5 protein-coding genes are annotated in these 4,559 nt (G+C 42.6%); 3 read left to right on the plus strand and 2 right to left on the minus strand.

The genetic code is table 11. The features are described from left to right. Positions 1–198: 198 nt before the first annotated feature. Both F6K20_RS25415 and F6K20_RS25420 read right to left on the minus strand, forming a co-directional pair. Entirely contained in the window at positions 199–948 is a 750-nt protein-coding gene (locus F6K20_RS25415; protein ID WP_287266450.1) for a Uma2 family endonuclease, read from the minus strand. Between the two features lie 90 nt (positions 949–1,038). Then, complete coding sequence (locus F6K20_RS25420) at positions 1,039–1,866, minus strand: Uma2 family endonuclease (protein ID WP_287296489.1); 828 nt, start codon at positions 1,864–1,866, stop codon at positions 1,039–1,041. A 501-nt stretch (positions 1,867–2,367) separates the two neighbouring features. Here F6K20_RS25420 and F6K20_RS25425 point away from each other — a divergent pair. The 3 genes from F6K20_RS25425 (at position 2,368) to F6K20_RS25435 (ending at position 4,369) form a co-directional block, all read left to right on the plus strand. Next, on the plus strand, positions 2,368–2,493 hold the full coding sequence (locus F6K20_RS25425) for a hypothetical protein (RefSeq protein WP_267872122.1): 126 nt from the start codon (positions 2,368–2,370) through the stop codon (positions 2,491–2,493). Between the two features lie 9 nt (positions 2,494–2,502). Further along, entirely contained in the window at positions 2,503–3,645 is a 1,143-nt protein-coding gene (locus tag F6K20_RS25430) for an agmatine deiminase family protein (RefSeq protein WP_202799283.1), read from the plus strand. 229 nt (positions 3,646–3,874) lie between these two features. Next, positions 3,875–4,369 carry a tellurite resistance TerB family protein gene (locus tag F6K20_RS25435; protein WP_071106672.1) on the plus strand — a complete coding sequence of 165 codons (495 nt, stop codon included), beginning with the start codon at positions 3,875–3,877 and terminating at the stop codon, positions 4,367–4,369. Positions 4,370–4,559: the final 190 nt, after the last annotated feature.

Genomic DNA, 4,559 nt, shown 5'->3' on the forward strand with positions numbered 1-4,559 from the left:
TGGTTATTGAAGAAATTTGGGAAGCTTGAGGAGTGGCACGTTCGTAAGCATTCAGCTATCAGCTATCAGCGTGTCGCGTATCAGCTTATGGGCTACGCGCACGCTACGCCAATGGCTGACAGCTGACGGCTGACGGCTGAATTCTTAAACACTTTCAGCCTACTCCCTTCGCTCCTCCTTATCCAAAACTGACGTTAGTTATTCTTGCAGTCTGTGATTAATGTCTTCTACTGATAAGCTCAAGGCTTCAGCTATCTGTTCCACACTTAACCCTAATCCTAATAAATGGGAAATAGCTTTCTGTAGTGCTTGTTCAGTTTGCTGTAGTGCTTGTTCAGCTTCCTGATAAGCCATGTCCAGTTCTTGAAAGTTTAATAGCTTTTTTCCCAACTTCGGATCGAAAAACTCTAGTTTTCCCTGATTCACTTGAAGTTCTAAACCTAAGACTTCACTGTAAATCGAGAAATCTTCATCTCCTAAAGGTTTGCTAGCCATAGGCTCATAGTTTCCCTCCACCAGACGTAATCCTTTCAGGGGTGGTTGGAGATAATCTTCCACAGGGTCATACTGCATGTATTCTAATACTCCCATATCTTGGTATGTTTGGCGATTAAATCTTTGATCAGTTCCCTTAGTATTTATTGAAGTTACTTCTAATATCCAACTCGGAAAATTTCCTCCTTCTTCCCAAACTTTGTAGTGTTTTCGTAGTTTATTTTCTACTCCGAAAATTACAAATACATCAGGCTCAATTACCGCATCATATACGCCTTCTAGGTAGTAAATCGATAAGTTGCCGGAAACATAAACATCGTCTCGATTTTTGAAATAGTTTTTCAAGGCTTCTACGCCATAAATGATATAATCTCGGTTAGGGTCACTTTCTGCCATTGGTGTACCATTAGTATTGCGATAAAAAAATTTAGGTTTTAATTGCTCATTAGTCATTGGTGATTAGAACAGGGAACAGGGAGTAGGGAATAGGGAATAGGGAACAGGGAATAGGGAACAGGAAATAGGTAAGGGGGAATAACCAATTTAAACGTGACGGTTAACCTCTGCCACTGATAAATTTAGTGCTTCAGCTATCTGTTCAACAGTCAAGCCTAAGCTTAATAACTGGGAAATAGCATTCTGTAGCCCTTCTTCTGCTCGTTGTCGGGCTTGAGCTTCAGCAGCTCGCTCTAACTCCGCTTGTTGTCGGGCTTTAGTTTCTGTAGTTTGCTCTAACTTTGCTCGCTGATAAGCTATCTCCAGTTCTTGAAAATTTAATAGCTTTTTACCCAGCTTCTGATCAAAAAATTCTAGTTTTCCCTGATGCACTTGAAGCTCTAGACCTAAGACTTCACTATCAATAGAAAAATCTCCATCCCCTAAAGACTTGCTGGGGATAGGTTTATACTTTCCCTTCACCAAAAGTAATCCCTTAAGTGGCGGGTTAAGATAATCCCCAGTAGGGTCATACTGAAAGTATTCTAATACTCCCATAGTTTGGTATAGTTGGCTTTTTGTGGTTTGATCACTATTCCGGCTGCTTTTTGAGGTTATTTCTAATACCCAACTGGGCAGTTTTCCTCCCTCTTCCCAAGTTTTGTAGCTTCTTCGCTGTTTGTTTTCTACGCCAAAAACCACAAATACATCGGGAGAGACTACCTGATCGGGTTCTCCTTTCTGGTAGTAAATAAATAAGTTACCGGAAACATAAACATCTTCCCGATTTTTGAAATAACTTTTTAAGGCGTTTACCCCATAAATCAGATAATCCCGAGTAGGATCACTTTCTGTCATAGGCTTACCATCACTGTCGGGGTAGAAAATTTCGGTTTTGAGTTCGTCAGTTACTTTAGTAATAGGTACTTTAGTCATAGGAAAGACACCATTCGATTAAAATTGAAACTAGAAACTTGAAACTTAACAAATTAACCGGACTTGGTATTAGTGAGTAAGCAGTCAGCGGTCAGCGGTCAGCGGTCAGCGTGGCACAGGCTTTGGCCTTGGCCTTTCGGCCACGCGTGCGCGTTTGGCCACGCTGTGCGAACGAAGCTGTGACTTCACTGAGATTAAACCAATGCTTACCTGTTTGATTCAAAAGCTGTTCCCATAGCGCATTAGCTGATAGCTGATAGCTGATAGCTGATAGCTGATAGCTGATAGCTTACATTAGTGAGCATTTTCTGTATGGGAAATAAGGGTAATGGTAAAAAGACTTTCCCCATTACCCAAAGGTGTAATTGCAATCACACCGCATTACAGAATCTCTAATTACCTTAATTTGACCATCAGTAGAAAAAACAGATCACCTGTCACTGGACATTTGAGCCACTCTATGATACCGCTGCTAGCATTGACCATCAAAAAGTGTGTTAAGTGTCGGAAGTGTCGGAAGTGTTGGAAGTATGGCAGGATTCCGACTCCCGACTCCCGACTCCCGACTCCCGACTCCCGACTCCCGACTCCGGACTCCCGACCCAAGTGATAAGTACTCTAGAATAGATACACGCTATGTTGAATCGTCGAAGGTTACTAAAGTTAAGTCTTGTTTCAGCTGCTAGTGCCTTGGGTATGTCAGCAGTCTGCTCAAGGGTGAGAACTGAGGTTAGTAGTAGAATGCCGGACTATAGCAGCAGTGGAGTTACGTTATTACAGCAGACAACACCCCTTGAGGATGGCTTTTTCTTTCCAGCGGAATGGCAGCCCCATGAATTCACGATCATGGTGTTTCCTCCAGCTCAGAATTGGAAAGGCTATGGTCTGAAGAAGGCAAGGCGGGAATGGGCAGCAGTGGCGAATGCTGTCAATGAGTTTGAACCGGTTTCGATGGTTGTTCATCCTCAAGACAAGGGTGTGGCTAAAGGCTTGTTGAGTTCAGATATCGAACTAATTGAATTTCCCGTAAACGATGGCTGGGCCAGGGATTCCGGTCCAATGTTTTTGGTGAACGGCAAGGGTTCACGTCGGGTAGCTGGGTTTACGTTCAACGGTTGGGGTGGTAAGTTTCCCCCCTATCAGGACGATGCTTTACTTAAGGCGCGATTGTGCCACTATCTTGATACAACCATGTACTCATCCTCTCTAGTGTTGGAGGGCGGTGGTGTCACATTAGATGGTGAAGGCACTATTATCACTACTGAGGAATGTTTACTTAACCCTAATCGCAATCCCACGATGAGTAAGTCTCAAGTTGAGAGACTTTTGAAGGACTATCTCGGGGCTGAAACAGTGGTTTGGCTGGGTCGTGGTATCGTACCTGATCCCGTGACAGATGGACATGTGGATGGCATTTGCGCATTTGCCGCACCTGGATTGGTCTTACTCCATAGCACTGATGATGCTAATGATCCAAATTACAAGATTTGTCGGGATGCTAAGCATCGATTACAACAAAGTACTGATGCTCGTGGACGTAAGTTTGAGATTGTTGAGATTCCTCTTGGCTTAGATATTGCTCACATGAATTTTTACATTGCTAATGGTGCGGTAATCGTTCCGATTGCTGGTGACTCCAGCCAAGATGATGCTCCCCTTGCTATTCTGCGTGAGGTTTTCCCTGGGCGGAAGGTTGTTGGTGTAAATAGTCTGATTCTGGCTGAAGGTGGAGGAGGAATTCATTGTATTACCCAACAGGTACCTGTGGCTAATAGCTAAAATAATTTAAGCAAAATTTAACAAACAGTCTATGATTTTAGTACAGTTTTATATTCTAAATTATTAGATAGTTTTCTTGATAATCTTCTCAAACTACAGGTTATTAACCTCAAAGCATTGAGTTTTATAAACTTTACAAACAGGGGGTTTTCACCATTATCCCATCAATTTATATTGTGGTATAATAAACTTGCTCAAAACACCTATATAAAAAACAGAGAGCAAAACTATGACAAGTGGAAAAAGTCTTCAGGTGACCCCATATGCTCAAAATAGATATAACATTACTCAACCAGTTGATTTTGAGGTAGGCGTGAATTACAGCGGTGCCTTAATGGCAATTGCTGGAGCGGATGGGGAATTGGCAGAAGCAGAATTACAGTGGTATATTGATGAACAGGAAATGTTGCTAGTCGAATCTGAAGAAAAAAAAGAATACATTGAAGCGCTCCGCCAATTCGATTGGAAAAATGCTAAAGTTGAGGAGCTATTGAGTAGTCTCAAGTATGACTTTCCTCTGAATTTTCGTCGAACCCTTTTGTACCAAGGGATCAAGATGTGTCGAGCCGATGGTAATTACCATGACAAAGAAAAAGCATCTGTGGCTAAAGCGGCAGAAATTTTAGGGATTGAACGCAGCGTGGCGGTTAGCCTGGAGTCCCTGGCCGAACTGGAAGATTCAGCGGAGCGATTGCGCCTTGCATTGTTTGAAACCGACGTTTAATTCGGGTGTAAGCATTCAGCCGTAAGCTGTCAGCCGTAAGCTGACAGCTGACCAGATTGCCGCCAAGAACATCTAAAAGAATGAGTAGCCACAGGGACGAAGAAACGATCATGGAAAATTTTGACTGGAATCAGCTTTCACTAGAGCAATTGAAGTTGCTTCAATCGAAAATAAGCAAAGCGATCGATCA

Source organism: Moorena sp. SIO2C4 (genome assembly GCF_010672485.1).
GTDB classification, from domain to species: domain Bacteria; phylum Cyanobacteriota; class Cyanobacteriia; order Cyanobacteriales; family Coleofasciculaceae; genus Moorena; species Moorena producens.

Coding starts and splice junctions, on each gene's coding strand:
- F6K20_RS25430 (WP_202799283.1), top strand. CDS start 2,503: ATGTTGAATCGTCGAAGGTTACTAAAGTTAAGTCTTGTTTCAGCTGCT.
- F6K20_RS25435 (WP_071106672.1), top strand. CDS start 3,875: ATGACAAGTGGAAAAAGTCTTCAGGTGACCCCATATGCTCAAAATAGA.
- F6K20_RS25420 (WP_287296489.1), bottom strand. CDS start 1,866: ATGACTAAAGTACCTATTACTAAAGTAACTGACGAACTCAAAACCGAA.
- F6K20_RS25415 (WP_287266450.1), bottom strand. CDS start 948: ATGACTAATGAGCAATTAAAACCTAAATTTTTTTATCGCAATACTAAT.